The organism is Deltaproteobacteria bacterium (assembly GCA_020845895.1).
In the GTDB taxonomy this organism is placed as follows: Bacteria; Lernaellota; Lernaellaia; order JACKCT01; family JACKCT01; genus JADLEX01.
Genome location: JADLEX010000053.1, coordinates 1 through 25580 on the forward strand (window position 1 = coordinate 1; position 25580 = coordinate 25580).

Below are 25580 nucleotides of genomic sequence, written 5' to 3' on the forward strand. Positions count from 1 at the left end.
GCGCGACCAGTTGTCTGCCGCGAGCGGCTCGTCGCAAAAGCGCGGCGCGAGCAGATCGACGACGCCGAAGGTGTCGGCGGTCATCTCGGGCACCCAGATTTCGCACCCCTCGAAAATGACGTTCTGGCGGCAGTGATCGATGTGGGAGTGCGTGTTGATGACGCGCGCGGGCCGGTAGGTGTCGCGAAGCCACGTCGCGACCTCGGGGGAAAATCCGGTATCCACGATCGTGACGGGATCGGTGTCGATGAGAAAACTGAAGGCGTCCGGGAATTTGCCGTGAAACGGCCCGACAATCAGGAAAATCGCATCGCCCAGGGGAACCAGAACATCCAGCATTTCAAATCCCGAATCCAAATCCGCCATGGGCGGTTGCGCCGCTCTTGTCGCACGTCGAACTGCGTTTTTAAAGGGCAACCCCGATCCCTTCGAGTCGCGTTTTCTTGATTTTGTCGGCCGATTCCCATAAGTTCCTCGTGCGCGTTGCGCTTTGCTTTTTCTTGTGCGCCCTGCGTTTCGGAGGGGATCATGACGGCATTTTCGGATATTCCCGGCAGCACCAAGGTCTGGAAAAACGGCCAGTTCATCGACTGGAAGGATTCGACCGTCCACGTGATGTCGCACGCCCTGCACTACGGGTCGAGCGTGTTCGAGGGCATCCGCTGCTACGAGACGAAAAAGGGCTCGTCGGTCTTTCGACTCCCCGAGCACGTCCGGCGGCTCTACGATTCCGCGAAGATGTACCGCATCGAGATTCCTTTCGCGCTCGACGACCTGAAAAACGCGATGATCGAGACTGTGCGCGTCAACGGCTTCAAGTCCTGCTACCTGCGCCCGATCGTCTTTCGGGGCACGGGGCCCTTTGGCGTGAATGGCCTTCAGAACTCGGTCGAGACCTTCATCTGCGCATGGGAATGGGGCGCTTATCTCGGCCCGGACGCGCTGGAAAAAGGCGTCAACGTGATGTTCGCGACGTGGAATCGATTCGCTCCCAACACGATGCCCGCGATGGCGAAGTGCGGCGCGAACTACGCGAATAGCCAACTCATCAAGATGGAAGCGGTACTCAACGGCTACGCCGAGGGCATCGCGCTCGACACCAACGGCTACGTCAGCGAAGGATCGGGCGAGAACATCTTCGTCGTGCGTCAGGGCCGTGTTCTCACGCCCCCGTTGGGGAACTCGGTGCTGCCGGGCATCACGCGCGACAGCGTCATCATCATCCTCAAGGAACTCGGTTACGAGGTCGTCGAGGGCATGATCCCGCGCGAGATGGTCTACATCGCCGACGAGGTGTTTTTCACCGGCACCGCGGCCGAGATCACCCCCATCGCGAGCGTCGATAAGATCCCGATCGGCACGGGCAAGCGCGGTCCGATCACGAAGGCCATTCAGGAGCGATTCTTCGCCAACATCCAGGGCGACCTGCCCGACACGCACGGCTGGCACACGTTCGTATAAAGACGGTTACATCGTCGCCAAACGTGGTATCATGCACCAAAGCCATGCGAGGTGCGTGATGCGCGCGGTTATTCTCGCGGTCTTGGTCGTTGGGTTCGTGACGGCGTTTGGCGGAGCCGCTCCGCGATCGGCCGGGGCGGATCATCAGGCCCAGCCCCGGTACGGAATCATCCCATCCGATCCCGACATTCCGTACTGGGAACTGTTCAACCTCGTCCTCGACACGCTCGTCTCGGATTATTGGAGCCCCGACGGCAACTGGGACGGGGACATGATGGACGACGCGACGACCTTCGCGCCCGAAGCCTTGCTCGCTTGGGGATACGAGAGCGGGGACGCAGATTTGGTGGCGATGGGCGAGCAGACCTGCCTGTGGGAACTCGAACTGCTGGACGCGGGTTTCGGCGGCGACGTCGACGCGCTCCAGGAAGCGGCAATGGGTGCGCTGGCGCTGTGGTGGGGTTATCGCTTCGACGTCGATCCCGCGTTCGATCTCTACGCGCGGCTGCTGCCGCCGATCGTGAACCTGATCGCGATTCCCGTCGCCGAGGCCATGGCCGACGAGTACTGGCCCGCCTCGACGATCGTCGGATTCATGGCGCACATCGACAACGAGGTCGCGCGATACAAGCGGGCCGACGAGCGGCAACAGGCGCTCGACTGGGCGAAGGAATTGATCGACTGGGCGTACGCGGAGCAGTACGACGTGGGAAAGGGGCTCTTCGACGACGGCTACCTCATGTCGAACGGCGTGATGCTCGCGGCGACGGCCCAGTACGCGCGACTCGCCGATGACGCCGCAATGGAGCAAAAAGCGCGCGACCACTTCGACGCCATGATGGCCGAACTGCACGACGGCGACCGGGGCGCCTTCTGGAACGAGCCGGGCGACAACGTGAAGCATTTTTCGAAAAATTTGATGGCGCAGCGCGGGCTGATCGCGCTCTTCGAACTCACGGGCGAGACCGTCCATCGCGACGCGATTCTCGACAGCCTCGGGTGGATGAAGCGGGATCTCCTGGGCGAGGGACTGCTGGAACACCACTGGACGGAAGGCGTCGGCAAGGCCGGCTACGTGTGCACCGGCTGCAACTTCCTGTTCCTCGACAACATGCTGCACTGGCGTCGCGCGCTCGCGGCACAATAGAAAAACGCCGGCCACCCGGGACCGGCGTTCTTCGTCGATCTCGTTCGGATCAGCGGCCTTCGGCCTTCATGCGCTTGTGCGCCTCATCCAGCACCTTCGTCTGCATGTGCGCGGGCAGCGCGTCGTACCGATCAAGTTCCATCGAGTAGTTCGCGCGACCCGACGACACCGAACGCAGCGTCGTCGCGTAGCCGAACATCTCCATCAATGGGACTTCGGCCGAAATCTTCTGCGCGCCCTTGCGGAATCGGCGCATGTTATGGACCTTGCCGCGCCGCCGGTTCAGATCGCCCACGACGTCGCCGATGTAGTCGTCCGGCGTCGCGATTTCCACGGACATGACGGGCTCCATCAGCGTCGGCCGCGCCTTCATGAATGCTTCCTTGAAGCAGATCGACGCGCAGGTGCGGAACGCCATTTCGGAGCTGTCCACCGCGTGGAAGCTGCCGTACGTCAGGACGACGCGGACATCGACGACGGGATAATCCGCCATGATGCCGTTGTTGATCGCGTCTTCCACTCCGGTCCTGCACGCGGGAATGAACTCGGACGGAATCGCGCCGCCGACGATGTGATTGACGAATTCGAAGCCGCCGCCCGGGTTCGGCTCGACGCGCATGACCGTGTGTGCGTACTGGCCCTTGCCGCCCGACTGCTTCACGTGTTTGTACGCGTGCTCGCACTCGGTCGTGATGGTCTCGCGGTATTCGACCGACGGCGCCCCGACGACGGCACTGACTTTGAAGTCGGTCTTCAGGCGGTCGACGATGATTTCGAGGTGCAACTCGCCCATGCCCGAGATGACCGTCTCGCTCGTGCGGTCCATGACGCGCACGCGAAACGAAGGATCTTCCAGCGACATCTTGCGCAGCGACTGATGGAGCTTCTCCAGTTCCTTCGGCGTCTCGGTCGAGACCTTCACGCTGATGACCGTTTCGGGAATCGTCACCGTTTCCAAAAGCAGCGGCGAAACCGTATCGCACAGCGTGTGGCCGGTGTGGGTGTCCTTCATTCCGATGAGCGCAACGATGTCGCCCGGGCCGACCTCGGGGATCTCCTGACGATCTTTGGCGTGGATGCGCATGATGCGCGCGACGCGCTCCTTGGTGCCGTTCGTGGCGTTGAGCAGCGTCTGCCCTGCCTTGAGCACGCCCGAATACGTGCGCACGAAGGTCTGCTGGCCGACGTAGGGATCGTGAATGATCTTGAATGCCAGTGCGCAGAAGGGGTCTTTCGAAATGGGGTGGCGCGTGTGCGTCTTCTCGGGATCGTCGATGTCGACGCCGGTGATCGCCGGAGGATCGAGCGGCGAAGGCAGATACGCGCACACGGCGTCGAGGAGTTTCTGCACGCCCTTGTTCTGATACGCGGCCCCGCAAAAGACGGGAGTCACCTGCGAACGCAGCACGCACCTGCGGGTGATGCGGTTGATGAGTTCGACGGGGACCTCTTTTTCGTCGAGGTACAGTTCGGCGATTTCGTCGTCGTACTCGGCGAGTTTTTCGAGCAGAACGCCTCGCTTCTCTTCGACGAGCGCTTTGAGATCCTCGGGAACCTCGGCCACCTCGCCCTCGAGATCACGGAAGATCCACGCTTTGCCGCTGACGAGATCGATTGTCCCGGCGAAGCCTTCCTCTGCGCCAATCGGAATCTGATACGCGACCGCATTGGCGTCGAGTCGCTCGTTCATCTGGTTCACGACGTCGAAGAAGTCCGCGCCGGCGCGGTCCATCTTGGTGACGAACGCGATGCGGGGAACGTGGTAGCGGTCGGCCTGACCCCACACGGTCTCGCTCTGCGGCTCGACACCGCCCACCGCGCAGAAAACCGCGCAGATGCCGTCAAGCACCCGCATCGAACGTTCGACCTCGATCGTGAAATCGACGTGGCCGGGCGTGTCGATGATGTTGATGTCGTGACCGTCCCACTTGGTCGAAATCGCGGCGGAGGCGATCGTGATGCCGCGCTCCTGCTCCTGCTTCATGAAGTCCATCGTGGCGGTGCCGTCGTGGACCTCGCCCAGGGCGCGTGTCACGCCCGTGTAAAACAAAACGCGCTCGGTGACCGTCGTTTTGCCCGCGTCGATATGGGCCGCGATCCCGATATTTCGCCTGGTCGTCAAACTCATTGTCCTCTCCGCATCCGGTCGAACAGCGATAAAATGGAACAAGCCCCACAACCTTCCGGCCCTGGGGCGCGCGCTCTTTAGCACAAAGGGATTGGTCGTACAAGGGCGGCGACACCCGTGTACGAAGCGGGGAAGATGTCCGGGGCATCAGCGGGAGTCGATGTCCGGTTTTCCGGCGGGGTGGTTTAGAGGTGTGGGATACAACACCACAGCACCCTGGCCCGCGAGGCCCAAGCGATGGCGAAACGCGAGTGAATTCAGACGGAGATGGAGGTTGGCCGTCTGAAGCGGGAGGTGTATCCGGATTTTTCGGTTCGCCATTTTCACGAGTTCGCGGTTCGGGAGCACGGTCTGAAGTCGGGCTGCACATGGACGCTGATCGTGCTTCAACAACACGGCCTGGCCCAGAAGGCTACGCGCCGGGGACAATACCGCCGCAAAAAGGATTCCGACGCCCTTGAGGCGTCGGAAACAACCCCAAGGGATACTCCCGGTTTCCCAAACGACCGGCTTCGCCGGTCGTCAACACACCGGACATCTACGAACGCTTATGAACAGGACTTCTACCAACGCTACGGACAGTTCCGCGAGGAATCGAACGAGCGTCCCTTTTCAGGTCGGGGCATTCCGCTATGATACGCACCGTTTTCACCCAGACCCACGACGGGAGAATCCGGTGAGCGCGAAGACCGAGAAAATTCTGGTGACGAGCGCCCTGCCCTACGCCAACGGGCCGATCCATTTCGGCCACATCGCGGGCGCCTATCTGCCGGCGGACATCTTCGTGCGTCACAAGCGAATGTGCGGCGCGGACATCGTCTATATCTGCGGCAGCGACGATCACGGCGTCGCGATCACGATCAGCGCGCAGAAGGAAGGTCGCTCGCCCGCGGAGCATGTGCGCATCAACCACCAGTTGATTGTCGACATTTTCGAGCGCATCAACATCCGATTCGACAACTTCTCGCAGACGAGTCGGCCCCTGCACTACGGCGTCTCGCAGGAGTTTTTCGCCGACGCGGTCCGCGCGGGGTACATGGAGACGCGAAACGACCGCCAGCTCTACTGCGAAAACGACCGGATGTTCCTCGCCGACCGTTACGTGACCGGTGCGTGCCCGCACTGCGGATTCGTGGGCGCGCGCGGCGACGAGTGCGGCGGGTGCGGCAAGTGGCTCGATCCGCAGGAACTGCTGAATCCGGCCTGCAAGGTCTGCGGCAGCACCCCGGTCGTCCGCGAAACGACGAACTGGTATTTCCTGCTCGACAAGCTCCAACCCAAGATCGAGGCGTGGCTCGCGGACAAGCCGCACTGGAAAGACAACGTCATGAACTTCGTGCGGGCGTGGCTCGACCAGGGCCTGCAACCGCGTTCCATGACGCGCGACATCGAGTGGGGCATTCCCGTGCCGGCGGAGGGCGCCGACGGCAAGGTGCTCTACGTGTGGTTCGATGCGCCGATCGGTTACATCTCGAGCACGATCGAGTGGGCGGCGCGTATCGGTGAACCGGAACGATGGAAACGCTACTGGCACGCGCCCGACACGCGCCTCGTCCACTTCATCGGCAAGGACAACATCCCTTTCCACTGCATCGTGTTCCCCGCGATGATCATGGCGAAAAACGAGGTGCGGTCCGAGCAGATCGTGCTGCCCGAAAACGTGCCCGCCAACGAATTCTACAACCTCGAAGGCCGGCAGTTTTCCAAGAGCGAAGGCTGGTACATCGACCTCGACGATTTCTTTTCGAAGTACTCGGTGGATGCGCTGCGCTACACGCTGTGCGCCAACATGCCGCAGACGAAGGACAGCGAATTCACGTGGCACGATTTCGGGTTGCGCAACAACTCCGAACTCGCCGACATCTTCGGCAACCTCGCCCAGCGCGTGCTCAAATTCATCGAGAAGTACTTCGACCTCGCGGTGCCCGAACTCGGCACGCCCGACGCGGAGGACCAGGCTCTTCTCGACCGAGCGGCGGCGCTGCCCGGCCGGATCGCCGAGGAGCTCGACCGTTTCGAGTTCCGGCGCGCGCTCTATGAATGGATCGACCTTGCCCGCGAGACGAACAAGTACTTCGACTACAAAGCGCCGTGGAAGACGGTGAAGGAAGATCGCGCGGTGTGCGCGCGGACGCTGCACGTGTGCCTGCGTTCGTTGCAAACGCTCGCGGTGACCGCATTTCCGTTCATGCCCGAAACCGCGCAAAAACTGTGGATGATGCTCGGTCGCGAGGGCTGCGTCGAGGAGCGCGACTGGTTCGCGGGGGCGACACAGCCCTTCGAAACCGAAGCAAAACTCGGCGCACCCGAGATCCTGTTCGCGAAGATCGAACCGGCGCAGATCGAGGCCGAGGTGGCGCGCCTCAAGAGCTGGGCCCAGGCCGCCGCGCCCAAACCCGCCACGCCCGCGGTGGAGTACGCGCCGCTCAAGGATCTCGTGGAATACGAGGATTTCGCCAAGCTCGATCTGCGCGCGGCGCGAATCATCGCCGCCGAAGCGGTGCCCAAGAGCAAGAAGCTCGTGAAGCTTCAGATCGACCTGGGTTTCGAAAAGCGACAGATCGTCGCGGGCATCGCGCAGCACTTCAAGCCGGAGGATCTCGTCGGCCGGGAAATCGTCGTGGTCGCCAACCTCCAGCCGGCAATGCTGATGGGAGTCGAATCGAACGGCATGCTGCTCGCCGCGCGGATCGGCGACCGGCTGACGCTGCTCACCGCGGCGACGGAGCCCGGCGCGACCGTGAGCTGATCCCGCGCGTTCATTTCATTTCCGATACCAAAAAGAATCCCCGGCCGAGGCCGGGGATTCGTCGTTTCGGGATGTGCGCTCGCGTCAGTTGATGATGAACTCGACGCGGCGGTTCTCTTCGCGGCCGACCTCGGTGTCGTTGGGCGCGATCGGCTTGGTCTCGCCGTATCCCACGGACACGAGCATGTTGGGATCGAGGCCCTTTTCGATGAGCCACTTGCGCACGGAGGCCGCGCGGCGCTTGGACAGATCCAGGTTGTGCGCGTCGGTGCCTTCGGAGGAGGCGTGGCCTTCGATCGTCAGCTTCTTGATGTTCGCGTCGGCCTTGACCACGTCGTAGACATTTTCGAGCACCGGGAACGACTTGGACAGGATCACGTCGGAATCGTACGCGAAGTGAACCTTGCCGATCGGCACGATCTTCTTCTGCACGTCGAGAACGACGACGTTCGCCGTGTTCTTGACGACGGAGTAGGACTGCGCGGCCTCGGCCCACTCCTTGCCGCCGCCCGTGCTCACCTTGATGGACTGCGCGCTGTAGGCGCCGACGTCCCAGACACCCTTGTCGTCCGTGAGGTGCTTGGTGTCCTTGCCCGCGGCGTCGGTCAGGGTGACGAAGATGCCGGGGACCGGATCGCTCGTGCCCTTCATGCGCACCTTGATGGTCAGCGTCGTGGAATCGACCGGTGTCAGAACGACAACCACGCTCGTGGTCTTGCCGAGCGAGACGCTCAGGCTCTTGCTGCCGTCCTTGTAGCCGTCTTTCGAAGCCGTGATGTCGTACGCGCCGGGCGTCACCATGGCGTCGTAGCAGTTTTCGCCGCCGGTGTTGACCTTGAACGGCTTCGCACCCTCGACGGCGAGGTCGGCGTTGTTGATCGCGTTGCCCTCGGGATCTTCGACGCACACCTTCAGCTTGCCCTCGGTCGGGCCTTCGCATTCGGGGTAGTAGTCGAAACCCGCGATCAGGCGATAGGTCGGAGAACCGACGCCGCCGCCCATGCCGCCGCCGCCGCCGCCGATGATGCGCGGCCCGCCGCCGAACTTGTATCGAAGGGTGGCGGTCAGCTCCATCGGGTTCGCCTGAAGCTGAAGATTCGACGAGGACTTGTACTGTTGTCCCCAGTATTCGAGCGAGAAGCCGAGGCCGCTTTTCCAATCGCGCGAAACGCCCGCGCCGAACAGGTAGGCGTTGCCGACGTCGGTGCCGAGGATCGTCTTTTCCGGACGTACGAGATAACCCCCGTTGCCCGCGATGTTGAAGATCCCCAGATCCTTCTCGATGGCGAGCTTTCCGCCGAAGTTGGTGCCTCCCTCGCCGAGGAAGTGGTCGGGATCTCCGGTTGGGAATGTGCCGAAGCCCGCGAGCGCGAGGCCCAGCACGCCGTTTTTCTCCTCATTCAGAATACCGAGTTTGATTTCGCCCTTGATGTCGCCCAGCGCGGAGATGTTCTCCTGCTCCGTGCCCTGCACGCCGAGGTCCTCGATATCGTCGATTGACTTGCCGCGCGCCTGAACGTGATAAGGCACATCGACGCCGAGGCTGAGCCACGACCAGGGAGAGAACGCGAGCGTGAGGTTCGCGCTCAACGCCTGTTCGAGAACACCGGACTTGAACTCTTCGTTATCCTGGTCCTTGAGCTCGACCAGGCTGTCGGTGAAGTTGAAATAGAGCCCGAAGCCCCAGCACATGGCGTCGAGCGTCTGCGCGTCCTCGATCGCCAGGAAATGGCCGTTGAAAATGCTGGGGCGGAACATCTGCGCATCGAGCGCTTCATCGACGGCGAGAGCCGCCGTCGGAACGAGCAGCGCCGCCAAAATCAGGATCCACACCCTCGTATACCGACGCATCGAAGCCCCCTTCGTGGGAAGACGTAACGGTTTATTCGAATCCGCCCGCCCGCCGCCGAAGCGGCGGGAGTTGAGTGCGCTGGATCGGGAGGTCCGGCATGGCCGGCCTTGTCGCGACCCTCGTTATTTCAATTGCAACCGAAGTCGAAAGAGCCGCCGCCGAGCCCGTCCTCTTCCGGCGGCGAAACGGTCGCGGCGCCGTCGTCGTCATCGTCGTCATCCGCGTCGTCGTCACCCATGTCATCGTCCATGTCGTCGTCCGTATCGTCATCGGCCGGGGGCTGAGTGGTCGTCGTCGTGCTCGTGGGCACCGTCGTCGTGGTCGTTGTCGTGGTCGTCGTCGCTTCGACGCAGTACTCCGCCTCGCCGCGGATCATCGCGTTTCCGTCGATCGGGTATTCCGCATAATCCGACCAATACCAAAGGTCTTCGTCCCAACTGCCCTTCCACGAGTTGCCCGAGTCGGACGCGTCGACTCCGACGGCCTGGTTGCCGAACTCGTCCGGCGCCAATACGCCCAGGCACCACGCGCCGGCGGTCAATGGAGCCTCGAGTTCTTCTTCATCGGATATGTCTTCAATGCTCCAGGCGCCGGAAGTTCCCGGCGATGGAGTGAATTCGTCGCCGACCCAGATGGGCTTCGCTTCCGGGCCGTCTACGAGGGTACCGCGGAAAACGGCGAATTTCACGGGAGTCGTTCCCGCGGCCACATTCGGCGGATCGACGAAGAATGCGGAAATCTCCGTCAGGTAAGATGGATAGACCGTCGGCTCGATGCAGGTGACGTCGATGCTGTCGTAGCCGTAAAGCATCGTCATCGTTTCGTTAGTCCCGTCGTCGACCATCAGCGTCTCGGTCGTCGTGTCGGGGCACTCGCCTTCGATGAGGATGTTGTCGACGGCGCACCAGCCGTACTGCACGTCATCCTCCGTCTCCAGCGCGGCGAAGCGCCAGCGAATTGCGAAGTCGCCGTTGCCGTCGGCGAGCGTCGAGATGTCGAAGGGATACGACGCGTCGTTGCCCCAAATGGTGTCCACGGGATCGAATCCTGAAACGGCCGTCCAGTTCGTTCCGTCGTAAAGCTCGAACGAAATGTCGGGATCGAGAATCGCCGCCACGTCGGGGACATACCGAGCGCAGTCGGCGTCGAACGTGATTTCCACATCCGTGAACAGTGACAGGTCGATCTCGTTGCTGATGAGGTCGGTATCCGATTCCGGATAGTATCGGGGGCTGCACACATTGTCCGCTGCGGCGAATGGATACGCGATCAGGTCCCAATCCTCGCCGTTCGACTCCCACAGGCAGTAGTTGTCAGTCGTCCAACGCGGATTGTCGCCGATGTTGTCCACGACGCTCCAACCGATCGGCAGGGTACCGTTGGATGTGGTGGAAAAATCCTCCCACAGGATGACACGGGCCTGCGCGGTCTGGGCGAGCGCCAGAAATCCGAGCATTGCGAACAGCAGCAACCGTTTTCGAATCTTCATGTGTTGTCCCTTGCTCCCGGCCCGATGGAAATCGGTTGTCATTCGAACCCCGGCGGTGAGCCGCGCCGCCGAAGTGCGTGTATCCGTCCTCGAAGTGCCAACCCGAGACGGTTCACCGCGTCTCCGGCACGTTCAACCAACGCACAGCGAGTGACTTCGGCGACCCCGCGCAGACCGACGGGCACCGCTTATCCCTTCGCGAACCTGCATACGTTTCCCGTGGCGCGCCACCCGCACGACACGAAACCCACAAAAACGATTGGTTTCCTTTAACGCGTTTTTAGTACCGTTGTCAATGGAAATTCCGCTGCCCCGCTCGATCGGAGGCTTCAACCTGTTGTTTTTATTGCGTAAATTTCTTTCATTCGGTTATGCGCGCTTTGCCGCACCGCATCGCCGCGCCGGACGGTCGCGTATGCCCGCGAGTGCGGCCATCGAAGCATTTATATGATCTACGTCATATGTTCTCACGGTCGAAGTGCAAACTGACAGTTCCTAAGAAGGAGATTGTCGAGCCGACTTTCGGGGTCGGTCGGAGGTTTTGATTCCTCTCCCACCCGAGCAGTGAATGGCCGCTCATCGCGGAATGCCGTGTTTTCCCTTGCTATGGGAGGGGTCTCGGTGCTAAATAGAGCCCCGTCGGCCGCCGCCGGACCTTGGAAAGGACCCATTGAAATGCCGTTTTGCACGATCCCCGAAGCTCTGGACACCCTCCGCCAGGGCCGAATGATCATCCTCGTGGACGACGAGGATCGGGAAAACGAGGGGGATCTGTGCATCGCCGCCGAAAAAGTCACCCCCGAAGCCATCAATTTCATGACGAAAATCGGCCGGGGCCTCGTTTGCCTCGCCATCACCGAGGACCGGGCGGATGAGCTTCAACTCCCGCCGATGGTCACCTCGAACTCCAGTCGTTTCGGCACCAATTTTACGGTCAGCGTCGAGGCCCGCACCGGCGTGACCACCGGGATTTCCGCGCACGACCGGGCTCGCACGATCGCGGTCGCGGTCGCCGACGAATCGCGCCCGCACGACCTCGTTCGCCCGGGCCATATTTTCCCTTTACGCGCCAAGCGCGGCGGCGTCATCGTGCGCGCGGGCCAGACCGAGGGTTCGGTCGATCTTGCGCGCCTCGCGGGGCTCAGGCCGGCCGGCGTGATCTGCGAAGTCATGAACGATGACGGCACGATGGCCCGGCTGCCCGATCTGGAGATCCTCGCGAAGGAGCACGACCTGCCCATCGCGTGCATTCAGGATCTCATCCACTACCGGATGGAGCGCGAAATCCTGGTTCGCAGGGTCGCCGAGGCCAATCTTCCGACGGAATTTGGCACCTTCAAGTCGATCGTGTTTCAAAGCGACGTGGATGGTCTGGAGCACGTCGCCCTGGTCAAGGGCGACATTGGGGACGGGAGCGAACCGATTCTCGTTCGCGTGCATTCGAGCTGCCTGACCGGCGATGTGTTCTCGAGCCGCCGATGCGACTGCGGACCGCAGCTCCACGCCGCGATGGAACGCATCGACCGCGAAAAGCGCGGCGTGCTGCTCTACATGAATCAGGAAGGCCGCGGTATCGGCCTGACCGCCAAGATCAAAGCCTACGCGCTGCAGGAGCAGGGTTTCGACACCGTCGAGGCCAATGAACGTCTCGGCTTCGCGCCGGACTTGCGTGATTACGGCGTCGGCGCGCAGATTCTGTCTTCGCTCGGCGTGCGTCGGATGAAGCTGATGACGAACAATCCGCGCAAGATCGTCGGATTGCAGGGCTACGCAATCGAGATTGTCGAGAGAGTCCCCATCGAGGTGGAGCCGACCGAATCGAATCGGGAATATCTCACGGTGAAGGCGCAGAAGATGGGTCACATTCTGCACAAGGTCTGACCTCGTGCGGAGCGATGAGGGGGAAGTCGTGCCGAAAGTCATCGAAGGCGTGTTGTCCGCGGCGGGGTGCCGGTTCGCGCTGGTCGCCGGTCGTTTCAACAGTTTCATCACGACCAAGCTCGTGGACGGGGCGATCGACGCCATCGTCCGGCACGGCGGGCGCGACGAGGACGTGACGCTCATCTGGGTGCCCGGGGCTTACGAAATCCCCGCGGCGCTCGGTCGCGTCGTCACGTCGGCAAAGTACGACGCCGTCATCACGCTCGGCGCCGTGATTCGCGGCGGTACGCCGCATTTCGATTACGTCGCCAATGAGGTGAGCAAGGGCGTCGCGTCGGTCGCGCTCGGGGCGCCGATTCCGATTTCCTTCGGGGTCCTCACCTGCGATACGATCGAGCAGGCGATCGAACGTGCCGGAGCGAAGGCCGGCAACAAGGGCTTCGAAGCCGCCACCGCGGCGATCGAACTCGTCAACCTCTACAAGTCTCTCCAGGCGGTTTAGCGAGCTTTATGGGCAACCGGCACAAATCCCGCGAATTCGCGCTGCAGATCCTCTACGCGATCGACGTATCGGGCAACGACCCCACGCTTGTCCGTTCGCTGTTCTGGGAGTCGCTCACGGCCCCCGACGAAGTGCGCGCGTTCGCCGAGGAAATCGTCACCGGCGTGCTGCGGGATCAGGAAAAGATCGACCGCCTCATCACGCACTTTTCCGAACACTGGACCATCGACCGCATGACCGCCGTGGATCGCAACATCCTGCGAATGGCCGTCTGCGAGTTGATCTCGATCGCGGGGATCCCTCACAGCGTCACCATCAACGAAGCGGTGGAGATCGGAAAGAAATTCGGTTCCGAGGACTCGGGCGCGTTCGTGAACGGCATCCTCGATCACATCGCCAAGGACTCCGAGAAAATCGACGTCGCCACGCTTGAAGTGCGTCACTCGCCGGCCGCCAACGGTCCGAAACCGTCGGAGATCGTCCCCGAGATCGCGCCGGACGTCGCCGAGATCGAGGACGATCGGACGAGGCGCCAGCGCGAGCGCCGCGAAGCCATTGTCAAAGCCGGAAACCAGAAGAAAATGCGAGTGGGAAGCCTGATCAAGGTTCGCCACGGAGATCGCGCTTGAAGATCCGCGCCACGAACACCGAGGTCGTGCAGGTCGAGGTCGACGCCGTCGTGGTGTCGTTTTTCCACGATGAGCGCCCTCTCAAGGGCCACATGGGTCTCGCCGACTGGCGGCTTTGCGGCATGCTGTCCCGGTTCATCCTCGACGGACGCATCGACGGCGGACTCGGCGAAAAAATCCTGTTTCCGATGAACCATCGCATGAAGTGCCGGCGTGTGGTGGCGATCGGTCTCGGGTCCAGGATGGAGTTCGACGACCGGTCTTTTTTGTCGTCGTGCCGCCTCATCGCCGACACCCTCTTCCGACTCCAGATCACCGAGTTTGCGCTGAGCCTGCCGGGCTCCATCATCGACGGATTCGACGCCGTGGCCGCGACGGCCAAGCTGTGCGAGGAGATCGGCGACCGCTTCCGCGTGGATCGCCAGATGTTCAAGTCGCTCAATCTGTCCATTCTCGCCGAGGGCGGCACGCTCAAGGACATCAATCCGATCGTCGCGAAATACGAACACCGCTTCAGCGAGGAACTCGGGAACTGATCGCGGCGTCCCGCACGCCCCTTACGACCCAACCCGGTCGCCGGGCCCCATCTCGATGCTGATGCGCGCGAACTCCTGTTCGACCTGCTGGAACGCCTCGACGACAAAGAGATCGAACTGCGTCTCCCTGCCGTCGACGATCATCCGACGACAGGTGGCGTGCGGAAGTGCATCCTTATACGGTCGCCGGGAGCGAAGCGCGTCGTACACATCGGCGACGGACATGATGCGCGCGGCCAGCGGAATGCGCCGCCCCGCCAGTCGATCGGGATAACCCGTGCCGTCCCAACGTTCGTGGTGGTGCTTCGCAACGGCAATGCCCATTTTGATGAACGGATTCGCGGGATACGCCCGATCCACCTCCTGCAGGGTGCTCGCGCCATAAATCGTGTGACGTTTCATTTCGGCGAACTCATCTTCGTTGAGTTTTCCGGGCTTGAGCAGAATCGCGTCGGCGATGGCCACCTTGCCGATGTCGTGCAGCGCTCCCGCGAAAAAGATGTTGTCGATGAACGCGCGGTCGATCTCCTTCTCGAATCGACGCGTGGCGCTGAGCTGTTCGGCCAGCAACCGGCAGAACGTGCGCGTTCGCTCGATGTGCTGCCCGGTGTCGTCGTCACGGCACTCGGCGAGTTTGGCGAGCGCGACAATGGTCGCCATGTGTGCATCGCTGACTTTTTTGACCTGCTCCTCGACCGACTCTTCGAGCAACCGATCGTAATTGCTGATTCGACGGCGCAGACCCCCGCTCTTCAGATAGATGTCGACTTCCGCCAGAACGACTTCGGGGCGCAGGGGTTTCGGCAAGAATCCCACGCCGTCCAGCGAGGACTCGCGGATTTTCGCGCGCATCCGCGCGTCTTCGGCGAGAAACACAATGGGGATGTCCCGTAGGGACTCGTCGGCGCGAAAAATGTCGTAAATCTGAAAACCCGAAAGCCCCGGCATGGCGACGCCGCAAATGACCAGATCGGGCGGCGCGTCCCATGCGCCGCGGATCGCGGACGACCCATCTCGGAACGACTGCACCCGGTGCCCTTCGGCAGCGAGGATATTCGTCAATTCCGACAGGACGTCGGCGTCCCCATCGACCACCAGAACCCGGGCGGCGCGCGGGCGTTTCTTCTCGGACATCACAGAACCGTCGCCGCGGACGGCCTATTCACGAGAATCCGAAATCCCTGCGGGGCAACCGGGAACCGCCGGCGGATGAGAAGGCACAGGTTGAGTGTCAGTTCCGTTCCCCTGGCGAGAATCTTCACGCCGTCGTCGCCCATCAGATTGTCCGCGAGCACGAGGCCCGGGCGCAGTTCCTCGAGCGAAATCCACTCCACATCCCGCACTTCGGCCGGCGGTTCGGGAACGCCCGTGACAACGGGCTCCTCGGCGACGTCGCGCACGCCTTCAACGCGCGCGAGTTCTTTCACGATGGCCGGGAAGTACCGATCCGGAGCGCGACGCAATTCCTCGATCGATTCGGCTTCGCTGGAATTCTGCTCCAACCTCGTTTCGTAAGCCATTACGACGCGCAGAATCTGTCCCGCGAGAACCTCCTTGGGCCATCGCTGCCAGACGGGGTCCGCCGGCGAACCGTCGGCGATCCGCTCGACGATCGCAGCGATCTCCCCAAGCTGCGGGATATGGCTGATGACCCGCGCGGCATCCGCGAGCCCCTCCGCACTCAACCCGTCGCCGCCCTCGGAGACGGCTTTTCCGGCCGGGACCGGCGATGTCGTCACGGACACGATGGTCCCCAGATTCGCCAGCATGGCCGCGAGTTCGAGTTGGTGAAGATTTTCCATCGAAAACGCTTCGGCCAGTTTCCGCAAATCCTGCGAAACGCGGATCGTGCGCCGCTGCGCCCCGGGAAACGAGACGCCGACGAGTTCGTTGAACGCCTTGATCGCGCCGACAAGCGTCTTGCGAAGCAGTTCACTGGTCTGCCTGCGTTGCTGCTGAAGCTCGATGTGCGTGTTGACGCGGGCGAGGACCTCCTCGGCCTGAAACGGTTTGACGATGTAATCGAGCCCGCCCGCCTCGAACGCCTTGACCTTGTTAAAGGTTTCGGTGAGCGCGCTGATGAAAAGAATGGGGGTCTGCGAGGTGGATTTTTGCGCACGGAAACGCGCGCACGCTTGAAATCCATTCATGAGGGGCATGTCGATGTCGAGCAAAACGATGTCGGGCGGCGAAATGTCGGCTGCCTTGAGCGCGGACTCTCCGCTGCGAAACACGAGCGCCTTATGGCCGGCTTTGTTGAGGATTTTTTCGAGCAAACGCAGGTTGTCGGGCTCGTCGTCGACGATCATCACCCGGGCGGTCGTGGACGGCGTGTCCATGGTTCAAAGCTCCTTGAGACGGGAAACGATGCGATCGAATTCGTAGGTTTCGACTAGCAACTCCAACTCCTTCGCCAAGGCCGGGTTTTGTGCCGCCACCTCCTCGCCGATGCGCCGGCGCAGCAGATCGGCGTCTCCCGTGGTCGCTGCTTCGATTACGCCATCGATGACTGTCGCGGAAACGCAGTCCCGCCCGTTCGCGGTCGCGGCCGAAACGCTCGGCGCGGAGTTTCGCACGATGGCGTCCGAGTTCGCGGTGGCGGCGGGGCCGTCAAGCACTTCGCGGACCTTCGCGAGAAGGTCCTGCTGGCGAAGCGGCTTGGCGATGAAGTTGACGCCTTCGTCCAGAACGCCTTGGCTGGCCATGGCGTTACCCGTATAACCCGACATGAACAACACCTTGAGTTCGTGATGCGACCCGCGAAGTCGCTCGACCAGCTCACGCCCGCCCATGCGCGGCATCACGACATCGGTCAGCACGAGATGGATCGCGGAATCGCCCCGTTCAAACTCGAGAAGCGCTTCGTCACCGTTGGGCGCCGTCCGTACGAAGTACCCGGCGAATCTCAGAATTCGTTCGATCAGCCGCCGGACCGCGTCCTCGTCCTCGACGACCAAAATGGTCTCCCCGCCGCCGCGCGCGCGACTGACCGCCGCGCCGGCGATGGTCGCCACCGGCCCGACGACGCTCGAACGGCGCGGGAAGAATACGCGAAACGTCGTTCCCCGGCCGGGCTCGCTGTATACGTGGATGCTGCCTTCGCTCTGCTCGACGATTCCGTAGACGGTGGAAAGTCCAAGTCCCGTGCCACGATCGGGGCTTTTCGTCGTGAAAAACGGCTCGAAAATCTTCTTTCGGGTTTCCTCATCCATGCCGATGCCGTTGTCCGAAACGGCGAGTACCGCGAATTCCCCGGGACGAATCGTCGGATGCTGCTCGGCGAAGTCTTCGTCGACCACGAAGTTGGACGTCTCGATCGCGACTCTTCCGGCGGACGTGATGGCATCCCGCGCGTTGACGACGAGATTCATGACGACCTGTTCGACCTGCCCGGGATCCGCGAAGATCGGCCACAGCTCGGGCGCGAGCGCACAGTTGATGACGATGTCCTCCTGCACGAGCCGGTTCAGCATCTTCTCCATGTTCGAAACGATGTCGTTGAGACTCACGACTTTGGGCTGCAGCACCTGCTTGCGGCTGAAGGCCAGAAGCTGGCGCGTGAGGGAAGAGGCCCGTTGCCCCGCGCGCGACACTTCCTTGAGAAGCTCGACGACGCCGCTCATTTCGCGAACCTCGTCGAGCGCCATGTCGGTGTATCCCATGATCGCCGACAGGTAGTTGTTGAAGTCGTGCGCGACCCCGCCGGCCAGTCGGCCCACGCACTCCATGCGCTGCGCGGCCTGAAGCTGTTCCTCGATGCGTCGCTGTTTGGTCAGATCGATCAGAATGCCTGTGATTCCGACCGGGAAACCGCTTTCGTTGACCGCGCGAAGCGACGTGCGCACGTGTCTCACCGCGCCGCTTTTGTCGATCAGTCGGATCTCCCGAACATCGGCTTTGCCGTCGGTCGTGCGGACGAGCGATTCGTCGAACGATGTCCGGTCGTCCGGATGCACGAAATCCCGGGCTCGCCGACCGACAATTTCGCCTCGCTCGTATCCGAACCGGGCGATCGACGGACCGATATAGTGCACGATTCCATCAAGGGTCGATGAAAAGACGACGTCGTCGAGATTTTCCACGAGATCCCGATATTGTTTCTGGGACCGTTCCAGGTCACTCAGAATCTGAACCTTTTCCATGGCGACGGCCGTGGAGTTGGCCAAAGCCTGGAGAATGTGAACTTCCCCGGCTGTGGCGGTACGCGTTCTGGCCCAATAGGTCCCAATCGCGCCGATCGGAGCGGCCACGCGAATCGGAACCATCACGAGGCTCTTCACGAATGTGGGGCGATATGCGTCGTGGGGAATCCGTTCGTCGAGATAGATATCATCGATCACCGCCGGTTTCTTGTGAATCATCGCCCACCCGCTGATACACGCGCTCATCGGGAATCGGCGTCCCTTCCAGAGCGGGGCGATCGCATTTTCGTCCACGTAATGGCACATGTCTCCGTCGCGGAGGACGAAGGTCGCGCCGTCCGCGTCCGTGAGACGGCGTGACGCGATTCGGACGACATCGATGATCGCTTCGAGTGACTGCGCGTGGGACAGGTCCTGAATCACTTGGAGCAGCATCTCGAGTCGCGCGGCGAGACGGAGGACACCTTCTTCCGAGTATGGCTGCCGGGGAACCGGCGGCACGGGCTCGCCGAGGTTCGCGACCGGTCCGGAAGGAATCGAGGCGGAGAGAATCATGACGCCGACCGCGACCTTTTCGATGGAGAATCGGTACCAGGTCGATCTGCCCTCCGGTCTCTCGACGGGCGTCATCAATCGGCGCGGCTCTCCCGATTGCAGGCAATCGCGGATCGCCTCCATCAAGACGTCCGAATTGTTCGAATCGTCGGAATGGATGACGACCTGCCCCACGGGAGATGTCCCGGAAAAAAGCCAATCCGACTGCGCCGGGGCGTTCGCGTAAAGACAGACTCCTTCGGGATTCACAACGACGCACGATTCGATCAGGCCATCGAGCAACGGCCCGTAGACATCGAGCCACGCTTCGGGCGTCACGGACGGAGAGTTCCAACGACTCGTGGTGCACTCCATATTTCCCCCTTCGTCACAAAGTCGCAAACACCCGTCTGCAATGCCGTGCCGAGGTGCCCAACACCCCATGATGATCCGGGGCGGTTTCGGCAACTCTCCACCGGTACTCCAGTGAAAGCGACTTCGACGTGAGCGCAACGCCAAGCTCACGCCCACACCCGCTGCGATCTCTCTTGCTGTATGATTGTAACGAGATCAACGGGCGACTTCAAACTTTTTCTAGTGAAATATCAAAATTTTTCGATACCTCTGAACCGATTTCACCTAATTCGGTGGCATTCGGCCCATCGTGTTTCCCGAAACGTGCCCTAGGCGACCACGACGGTGTCAGGGTTGTCTCAGAGCATGGGTCGGCGTGTCGCCCATGACGAATTCCAGCGTCCCGCCGTTCGCGATCCGGTCGTGCGTGAACCACGGGTCGTCGAGCGGCTCGCCGTTCAGTGTGACGGACTGGACGTAAATGTGGTCCTCGTCCGCGTTCTCGGCGACGATCTCCAAATCGCCGCCCGGCATGTGCACCACCGCGCGCGGAAATTTCGGCGAGCCGATCACGTAGGTGTTGGTGCAGGGCAGCGGGTAGAACCCGAGCGCCGTGAAGACATACCACGCCGAGAGCGAACCGCCGTCGTCGTTGCCGTCGAGTCCGTCGGGCTTGGTGGAATACCGGTGTTTCGCGACCCAACGCACCCAGTCCTGCGTCAGGTCGGGCCGCCCCGCGAAATTGAACAAATACGCGGCGTGCATGTCCGGCTCGTTTCCGTGCCAATACCACGGCTGAACGGATAGCTGCGTGCGTTCGCGCATGCCGTTCACGAAAAATTCCTCGAGTCGATCGACGAAGATTTCGGGGCCGCCGAACAGTTGGACAAGGTCCGGGGCATCGTGGAGAACGAACCACAGCCAGTGCCGCGCGTTGCCTTCGGTGTAACCGTTCAGGTTGAAAATCGCGGAACCCGGACTGAAGGGCTCCTTAAATGATCCGTCGGAATTTCGCGGGCGGAAATATTCGGTTTCGTCGTCCCACAGATTGCGGTAGTTGCGGGATCGCGCGAGAAAAATATCTCTATCCGTCTCGTATCCCAGCGCATCGGCCAAGCGTCCGAGACAAAAATCGTTGAGCGCGTACTCCATCGTTCGCGAAACCGATTGGTCCTGATGATCGGCCGGTACGTAGCCGAGATCCATGTAGTCGCCGAGGCCCACCCGCTCCGCCAGCGCCGCCTCCACGAACGCGTGTTCGCGCAGTCCGGGATAAATCGTCTCGATTTCGAGATCGGTATTGCCCTTCAGATAGGCGTCGGCGATCACGGTATCGGAATGCGTGCCGATCATGACCTGCGTCTCGCCGATGCCCTGCGCCCACATGGGATACGCGCCACCCTGTTCGTACATGGCCTTCGCCGAAAGCGCGACGTCGCGGTTGATCTCGGGCCGGATGAGCTGCATCAGCGGGTGATAGGTGCGGAATGTGTCCCACAACGACAGGTCGCTGTAATACGTGAAACCTTCCGCCGCGTGCTCCTCGCGATCGAACCCCATGTACGTCCCGCCGGATTCGACGAGATTCGTCGGCAAAACGTCGAGGTGCATCATCGCCGTGCGGAAGATCTGTCGCTCGGCCGCGTTGCCGCCCTCGATCTCGATCGCGCCTAGCCGTTCGCGCCAGATGTCGCGGCTCTCTTCGAGCACGGCGAAAAAGTCGAGATCGCCGATTTCCGATTCGAGGTTCGCGCGCGCCTGATCGACGCCGATGAGCGAGATGCCGACCGCGACATCGACCACGCGCGTGCCCTGCGCGAAGCCCACGTAGGCCGCGATATCCCTGCCGCTCTGGTCGGCGACTCCGGCGAAACGCTGCGCGTTTTTCACCGTGCCGAAGTCGGCGACCGGTTCGGAGAATCGTGCCGCGAAATAGATCGGCATGCCGCCGTAGGAGTAGCTGAATCCGCCGTGCTGATCGGTGTATCCGAAAACCTCGCCCGTCGCCGCATCGACGTGAATCTCGCCGCCCCAGCTCGCCTCGATCGCCACCGAATGGCTGGAGTCGATGACGACATAGGGCGCGGGGCCGTCGTCCGGAAACGTGTAGCGGTGATAGCCCGCATTCATCGTCGCGGTGAGCTGCGCGTCGATGCCGTAGCGTTCGAGAAACACGCGGTAATAGCCGGGGCTTGCGTCCTCGTTGGCGTGCGAGAATCGGGATCGATAGCCTGTTTGCAGAGCTTTCTCGTCGGACATGCCGAGGACCGGCATCACGAGGATGTTGCCGAGATCGACGATGCCCGTGCCGGGCAAATGCGTGTGCGAGAAGCCGCGGATCGTGTTGTCGCCGTACCAGTAGCCGCCCGCGTGGAACAGGAAGATGTAGATCCAGCCCAATCCCGTGTCCGGCCCGAGCTTGACCAGACCGTTCGGGCGCATGGGCCCCGGCTGCATGAAACCGAATCCCCAGATCGGCATTCCGGCCGTTCCAATGAAGGGATTCACTTCGTCGAGAATGTCCGCGGGGGCCGTGTCGTCGTCATCGGCGAGGTCGTCATCCGAGCCCGCGTCGTCGTCCGGGCTCGCCGCCGCTTCCTTCGGCTCGTCGCCGCCCTCTTCGTCGAACACGCACCCGAACGAAAAGACTCCGACGAGCATCAGGAATGCGAGGAAACGCATGACTCCTCCGTCAGCGGGCGCGGTTCGGATCGATCCAGCGCATCCCTATTCTTTCGTCTTGACGTCCAAACTCCGGCAGAATTCGAGGAACGCCGGCTCGAATTTCGACAGATCGTCGTACTTCGCCGTCAGCTTGACGAAGACAGTCACGTTTCCGTGTGTGGCGAGGGCCGCGAAAAACGCGCGCTCGGCGAGTTTGGGATTTTCCATGCGGTAGTACTTGAATGACCCGAACTTCATCTGATCGGCTTTGCCCGCCGCCTCGATCTCGGCGGGCGTCATCGGCGGCAACTCCACCTGCTTGCGCCAGCGCGTGATGTTGGCTTCCAACCCTCCGGCCTTTCCGACGAGTTCCGTGATGGCCGCGTCGGCGGTGACATCGCCGATCTTGATGTCGAAACTCGCCGCGCGCATGCCCTTGGCGGGCTTTTCCGTCCAACCCTCGGGCAGCGTCCACGCATAAGTGTTGAGGGTTTGCGGTTTCTGGAGTTCCCGCGTCGTACCCAGCATCCGGGCCGCGCCCTCATCCATGGCACTTTTCTTCGCGGGTTTCTCTTCCTCGGGTTTGTCTTTAGGCCCGCAGCCGGCGGCGACCACGATCAACGTCAGGCACAGCACCGCGATCACACAGGATTTCATGACTTGCTCCCGTCAGGATGTTGATTGTGCGTTCGATTCTTGGCTGAACTCGCCTGGCGCGCCGGCGATTTCGGTTTCGGTTTGGACTTCGCACCAACGGTGCGCAGGGCCGCGTCCATCGCCGACCCTGCCCAGCGAGCAAGTTCGTCGGGATCGTCCAGCGCACCCTCGGGGCATGCGAAATACGACATCTCCATGCGCCGACCGTTCGCCTCATAAACAAAGGGGCCTGAACCCGCCTCGATGAAGGCGTCTTTGTTGCGCGCGTCGACTTTGAGATAGAGCACGTCGTCGGCCACGAGCCCGAACATGAGGTCGTGCCGGTAAATGCCATGGCCGCCGAACATGGCGCGGGCGCGGACGCCGTCCACTTGGCGCAACTGGTCCAGCAGGTACTCCACAAAGGCGCTCTTCGACGCCATGATGTCTCCGGATAATTCGAGGCATTTTGAACCGGTGCGGGACGGTTATCAATCACCCGCGCGGCCGAGGTTGTTGTTGAACCGAATCCCCGAACCGAACGCGATCATGGACGAAGCCGAGCAGGCGCTCGCCTATACGCGCGCCGATTTCGCCGACGTCAACCGGCGATTCGTGGATCGATTCGTCGAGCACTTTCCGGACTTCGAACCGGGCCGGATTCTGGATCTGGGTTGCGGTCCGGCGGATATCCCGATTCGTTTCTGCCGCGAAATGCCGGGCGTGACCGTCGTCGCCGTGGACGCCTCGCCCGCCATGATCGAACTCGCTCGCGCGGACGTCGGAGTTTCCGGCATCGCCTCGCGAATCGAGTTGCGGCTCGGCATGGTGGACGGTGCTGCGATCGACGGCGCGCCGTTCGACGCCGTTGTCAGCAACAGCCTGCTCCATCATATGGACGATCCGCTGGAGTTTTGGATGGCGATCGCTGCGAATGCGCGGTCCGACGCGCCGATCCTCGTCGTCGATCTGTTTCGCCCGCCGAGCCGCGAAGACGCGCGACGCATCGTGGACGCCGCGTCACCGAACGAGCCCGAAATTCTGCGGCGGGATTTCTTCAATTCGCTGCTGGCCGCGTATTCGCGCGAGGAGATTCGCGATCAACTGCACGGATCGGGGTTGGCGCACCTTTCGTGCGAGATCGTCAGCGACCGTCACGTCGCCGTGTGGGGGCGTGCGCTCTAGCAGAAGTCCAGATCCGCGCCGAGGTGCGCCTGCGTGACGTGCCGGGCGTGCAGCCAGCGATAGCCGCGCGCGGGCGGATCGGGCGGTCGCCACGATTCCCGCCGACGCGCGAGATCAGCATCTTCCACGAGCAAATCAAGACGGCGATTCGAAACGTCGAGGCGGATGGGGTCGCCGTCGCGAACGAGCGCGAGCGGCCCGCCGACCGCCGCCTCGGGCGAAACGTGCAGCACAATCGTCCCGTACGCCGTTCCGCTCATACGCGCGTCGGACACGCGCACCATGTCCTTGACGCCGTCGCGGGCCAGATACTTCGGGATCGGGATCGCTCCCGCCTCCGGCATGCCCGCCCCGACCGGTCCCGCGTTGCGCATGACGAGCACGTGGTTCGGCGTGATGCCGAGCGCGGGATCATCGATGCGCCGCGCCACGTCGTCGGGCGATTCGAAGACGACGGCGGGTCCCGTGTGCGCAACCAAATGGGGTGACGCGGCGGCGACCTTGATGACCGCGCCCTCCGGCGCGAGGCTGCCGCGCACGACGGCGAGCGCTCCGGTCGGCCCCAGTGGCGTGTCCAGGGTGCGGATCACCGACTGCCACTCGGCGGGCCCGGCCGACGACGCGAGGCGATCGCCCAGCGTTCCACCCTCGACCACGCGCGCTCCGCGGCGAAGCAACGGCTCGAGCGCCTTCAGCAAGACCGGCACGCCGCCCGCATGGTGGAAGTCCTCCATGTAGTTCGCGCCCGCCGGCTTGCAGTCCACGAGGAGCGGCACGCGCACCGACACCGCATCCACATCGGTGAGCGACAGGTCCGCGCCCGCGCGCCGGGCAATGGCGAGCAGGTGGACGATCGCGTTGGTCGATCCACCGAGCGCGAGCAGCACCGTGAGCGCGTTGAGAAATGCGTCGCGCGTCAGAATCTCGCGCGGGCGGATTGGCGTGCGCGCCCGCGCGACCGCCATTCGCCCGGTCGCCACCGCGTGACGCAACCGATCGCCGGTCACGGCGGGCGGCGTCGCCCCGCCGGGAAGCATCATGCCGAGTGTCTCGGCGAGACTCGCCATGGTCGATGCCGTGCCCATCACCATGCATGTCCCGCCGGTGGGGCACAGGTTGGGTTCGATGGCGGCGATGTCGTTCTCATCGAGATCGCCCGCCCGATGCGCCGCCCAAAGGCGTCGGCAGTCGGTGCATGCGCCCAGGCGCTCGCCGCGCCATCGGCCGGTCAGCATCGGCCCTGTCACCTCGATCAGTGCGGGTACGTTTGCCGAGGCCGCGGCCATGAGCTGCGCGGGCACGGTCTTGTCGCAACCGCCGACAAGCACCACCGCGTCCATGGGGTGCGCGAGGATCATCTCCTCGGTCTCCATCGCCAGCAGATTGCGAAAGAGCATCGTCGTCGGCGACATGAGGATCTCGTGCAGCGACGACGTGGGAAACACGAAGGGAAGCCCGCCCGCTTCGAGCACGCCGCGTTTCACCGCGTCGATGATCTCGGGCATGTTCCGGTGGCAGGTCACGTAGTCCGACGACGTGTCGGCGATGCCCACGATGGGCCGATCGAGATCCTCGGCGTCGAAACCCACCGAAGCGAGAAACGCGCGGCGCATATACCGCGAAAACGCCTCGTCGCCCGTCGTGGCGAGATTCGCGTTGATGCCTTTTCGACTCATGACCGCTCCACCGAA

19 protein-coding genes are annotated in these 25580 nt (G+C 62.5%); 8 read left to right on the forward strand and 11 right to left on the reverse strand.

Annotated elements, in window-relative coordinates; translation table 11 throughout:
- Window positions 1-339: MBL fold metallo-hydrolase (locus IT350_06610; GenBank protein MCC6157708.1), on the reverse strand; the 339-nt coding region annotated here is incomplete at its 3' end.
- Window positions 340-528: 189 nt separating this feature from the next.
- Here IT350_06610 and IT350_06615 point away from each other — a divergent pair.
- Entirely contained in the window at window positions 529-1461 is a 933-nt protein-coding gene (locus tag IT350_06615; protein MCC6157709.1) for a branched-chain amino acid transaminase, read from the forward strand.
- A gap of 58 nt (window positions 1462-1519) precedes the next feature.
- A complete protein-coding gene (locus IT350_06620; protein ID MCC6157710.1) occupies window positions 1520-2608 on the forward strand; it encodes a hypothetical protein in 1089 nt (362 codons plus the stop codon).
- 49 nt (window positions 2609-2657) lie between these two features.
- Here the strand turns inward: IT350_06620 and fusA are convergent, their stop codons facing one another.
- A complete protein-coding gene (gene fusA / locus IT350_06625) occupies window positions 2658-4736 on the reverse strand; it encodes an elongation factor G (protein MCC6157711.1) in 2079 nt (692 codons plus the stop codon).
- Between the two features lie 550 nt (window positions 4737-5286).
- Between fusA and metG the strand changes: the two genes are divergently transcribed.
- Window positions 5287-7485 carry a methionine--tRNA ligase gene (gene metG / locus IT350_06630; protein ID MCC6157712.1) on the forward strand — a complete coding sequence of 733 codons (2199 nt, stop codon included), beginning with the start codon at window positions 5287-5289 and terminating at the stop codon, window positions 7483-7485.
- Between the two features lie 84 nt (window positions 7486-7569).
- On the opposite strand, the gene IT350_06635 is transcribed toward metG, so the two are convergent.
- Together IT350_06635 and IT350_06640 are read right to left on the reverse strand one after the other, a co-directional pair.
- Window positions 7570-9336, reverse strand: coding sequence for an OmpA family protein (locus tag IT350_06635; GenBank protein MCC6157713.1), 1767 nt, complete (start codon window positions 9334-9336; stop codon window positions 7570-7572).
- A gap of 128 nt (window positions 9337-9464) precedes the next feature.
- Window positions 9465-10826: a hypothetical protein gene (locus IT350_06640; protein MCC6157714.1), complete on the reverse strand. Its 1362-nt coding sequence runs from the start codon at window positions 10824-10826 to the stop codon at window positions 9465-9467.
- Window positions 10827-11501: 675 nt separating this feature from the next.
- On the opposite strand from IT350_06640, the gene IT350_06645 reads away from it, so the two are divergent.
- The 4 genes from IT350_06645 to IT350_06660 are packed head-to-tail and all read left to right on the forward strand — an operon-like array spanning window position 11502 to window position 14374.
- Complete coding sequence (locus IT350_06645) at window positions 11502-12707, forward strand: bifunctional 3,4-dihydroxy-2-butanone-4-phosphate synthase/GTP cyclohydrolase II (protein MCC6157715.1); 1206 nt, start codon at window positions 11502-11504, stop codon at window positions 12705-12707.
- Between the two features lie 28 nt (window positions 12708-12735).
- Window positions 12736-13209 carry a 6,7-dimethyl-8-ribityllumazine synthase gene (locus IT350_06650; protein MCC6157716.1) on the forward strand — a complete coding sequence of 158 codons (474 nt, stop codon included), beginning with the start codon at window positions 12736-12738 and terminating at the stop codon, window positions 13207-13209.
- 8 nt (window positions 13210-13217) lie between these two features.
- Window positions 13218-13838: a transcription antitermination factor NusB gene (gene nusB / locus IT350_06655; protein MCC6157717.1), complete on the forward strand. Its 621-nt coding sequence runs from the start codon at window positions 13218-13220 to the stop codon at window positions 13836-13838.
- Window positions 13835-14374 (forward strand): hypothetical protein, encoded by a 540-nt coding sequence (locus IT350_06660; GenBank protein MCC6157718.1) that lies wholly within the window; start codon window positions 13835-13837, stop codon window positions 14372-14374. Before nusB ends, IT350_06660 begins: the two co-directional genes overlap by 4 nt.
- Before the next feature lie 21 nt (window positions 14375-14395).
- Here IT350_06660 and IT350_06665 read toward each other — a convergent pair whose 3' ends face one another.
- From IT350_06665 to IT350_06690, 6 genes are all read right to left on the reverse strand, one after another.
- Window positions 14396-15508: an HD domain-containing protein gene (locus IT350_06665; GenBank protein MCC6157719.1), complete on the reverse strand. Its 1113-nt coding sequence runs from the start codon at window positions 15506-15508 to the stop codon at window positions 14396-14398.
- Window positions 15508-16713, reverse strand: a complete 1206-nt coding sequence (locus IT350_06670) for a response regulator (protein ID MCC6157720.1) — start codon at window positions 16711-16713, stop codon at window positions 15508-15510. The genes IT350_06665 and IT350_06670 overlap by 1 nt, the downstream gene beginning before the upstream one ends.
- 3 nt (window positions 16714-16716) lie before the next feature.
- A complete protein-coding gene (locus tag IT350_06675) occupies window positions 16717-19389 on the reverse strand; it encodes a response regulator (protein ID MCC6157721.1) in 2673 nt (890 codons plus the stop codon).
- A 363-nt stretch (window positions 19390-19752) separates the two neighbouring features.
- Entirely contained in the window at window positions 19753-22086 is a 2334-nt protein-coding gene (locus tag IT350_06680) for a GH92 family glycosyl hydrolase (GenBank protein MCC6157722.1), read from the reverse strand.
- A 45-nt stretch (window positions 22087-22131) separates the two neighbouring features.
- On the reverse strand, window positions 22132-22725 hold the full coding sequence (locus tag IT350_06685; GenBank protein ID MCC6157723.1) for a hypothetical protein: 594 nt from the start codon (window positions 22723-22725) through the stop codon (window positions 22132-22134).
- The gene (locus IT350_06690) at window positions 22722-23147 is read right to left on the reverse strand and encodes a TfoX/Sxy family protein (GenBank protein ID MCC6157724.1); all 426 of its coding nucleotides are present in this window, start codon (window positions 23145-23147) and stop codon (window positions 22722-22724) included. Before IT350_06690 ends, IT350_06685 begins: the two co-directional genes overlap by 4 nt.
- Window positions 23148-23223: 76 nt before the next feature.
- On the opposite strand from IT350_06690, the gene IT350_06695 reads away from it, so the two are divergent.
- Window positions 23224-23889 carry a class I SAM-dependent methyltransferase gene (locus IT350_06695; GenBank protein ID MCC6157725.1) on the forward strand — a complete coding sequence of 222 codons (666 nt, stop codon included), beginning with the start codon at window positions 23224-23226 and terminating at the stop codon, window positions 23887-23889.
- On the opposite strand, the gene IT350_06700 is transcribed toward IT350_06695, so the two are convergent.
- Entirely contained in the window at window positions 23886-25565 is a 1680-nt protein-coding gene (locus tag IT350_06700; protein ID MCC6157726.1) for a dihydroxy-acid dehydratase, read from the reverse strand. The two genes, IT350_06695 and IT350_06700, sit on opposite strands and share 4 nt — an antisense overlap.
- Window positions 25566-25580 lie beyond the last annotated feature (15 nt).

What these genes read in the sequence shown, in the direction of transcription:
- IT350_06615 (MCC6157709.1), top strand. Translation starts at nt 529, where the DNA reads ATGACGGCATTTTCGGATATTCCCGGCAGCACCAAGGTCTGGAAAAAC.
- IT350_06620 (MCC6157710.1), top strand. Translation starts at nt 1,520, where the DNA reads ATGCGCGCGGTTATTCTCGCGGTCTTGGTCGTTGGGTTCGTGACGGCG.
- fusA (MCC6157711.1), bottom strand. Translation starts at nt 4,736, where the DNA reads ATGAGTTTGACGACCAGGCGAAATATCGGGATCGCGGCCCATATCGAC.
- metG (MCC6157712.1), top strand. Translation starts at nt 5,287, where the DNA reads ATGAACAGGACTTCTACCAACGCTACGGACAGTTCCGCGAGGAATCGA.
- IT350_06635 (MCC6157713.1), bottom strand. Translation starts at nt 9,336, where the DNA reads ATGCGTCGGTATACGAGGGTGTGGATCCTGATTTTGGCGGCGCTGCTC.
- IT350_06640 (MCC6157714.1), bottom strand. Translation starts at nt 10,826, where the DNA reads ATGAAGATTCGAAAACGGTTGCTGCTGTTCGCAATGCTCGGATTTCTG.
- IT350_06645 (MCC6157715.1), top strand. Translation starts at nt 11,502, where the DNA reads ATGCCGTTTTGCACGATCCCCGAAGCTCTGGACACCCTCCGCCAGGGC.
- nusB (MCC6157717.1), top strand. Translation starts at nt 13,218, where the DNA reads ATGGGCAACCGGCACAAATCCCGCGAATTCGCGCTGCAGATCCTCTAC.
- IT350_06665 (MCC6157719.1), bottom strand. Translation starts at nt 15,508, where the DNA reads ATGTCCGAGAAGAAACGCCCGCGCGCCGCCCGGGTTCTGGTGGTCGAT.
- IT350_06670 (MCC6157720.1), bottom strand. Translation starts at nt 16,713, where the DNA reads ATGGACACGCCGTCCACGACCGCCCGGGTGATGATCGTCGACGACGAG.
- IT350_06680 (MCC6157722.1), bottom strand. Translation starts at nt 22,086, where the DNA reads ATGCGTTTCCTCGCATTCCTGATGCTCGTCGGAGTCTTTTCGTTCGGG.
- IT350_06685 (MCC6157723.1), bottom strand. Translation starts at nt 22,725, where the DNA reads ATGAAATCCTGTGTGATCGCGGTGCTGTGCCTGACGTTGATCGTGGTC.
- IT350_06690 (MCC6157724.1), bottom strand. Translation starts at nt 23,147, where the DNA reads ATGGCGTCGAAGAGCGCCTTTGTGGAGTACCTGCTGGACCAGTTGCGC.
- IT350_06700 (MCC6157726.1), bottom strand. Translation starts at nt 25,565, where the DNA reads ATGAGTCGAAAAGGCATCAACGCGAATCTCGCCACGACGGGCGACGAG.